Source organism: Vibrio sp. 1069 (assembly GCF_033340555.1).
In genome coordinates, this window is the sequence record NZ_JAWOWP010000443.1 from 1 (window position 1) to 668 (window position 668).

The following is a 668-nucleotide window of genomic DNA, read 5'->3' on the forward strand; positions in this document are numbered from 1 at the left end:
ATGCGTATTGGCGTTGTTGGAACAAAAATCACAGCAGAAACGTTTTTTTAGCCGCTATAAATTTTACGAAACTTATACAAAAGGTGGTCTTAACCAATGCACCCCCACTTTCTTTACGAAAGACGCTTATTTCCCAATGATGCCTGATAACACCTCTTTTACCGTGGTATAGCGCAGCGGTAATGTGCGCCCCCGTTTTTTGACTAAATACAAATCTTCATAAACGGTTTGTTTTAGCTGCGCGACGTGCAGTTCTTCTCTATTTGGAAAGCTTTCTACTGCACTTTGAGGCAACACCGTAAATCCCAATCCTTTGCTAACTGGCAATAATATTTGGCTTAATTGATTGACGAAGCCCGAAAGCGGCATGTCACTCATTTTTATCTCTTTTAATTGTGGCTCTGCACATTGGTCAAAAAACAACGTCATATAGTGCTCGGCATCGGGATGGCCAATAACACCGCATTTTTGCAAGATCTCAGGCGTTAAGGGCTCGGCTTTATATGCGTGGGGAAGGATCAAGCACAGCGCTTCTCGACCGATTCGTTCGCTTTGGAAGAGGCTTTTGTTTGGAGCGTCAGTCACGATGCCGATATCAATGCGGCCTTCAGAGATACCATTAAGAATAGATTGGTTTGGCGCGGCTTCTAAGTGGATGGACAAACTAG

Annotated in this window: 1 protein-coding gene; it reads right to left on the reverse strand. The window is 43.9% G+C overall.

Annotated elements, in window-relative coordinates:
• Positions 1-126: 126 nt before the first annotated feature.
• Positions 127-668 (reverse strand): substrate-binding domain-containing protein (locus tag R7040_RS27020; RefSeq protein ID WP_318097682.1); only part of this gene is annotated, 542 nt, incomplete at its 5' end.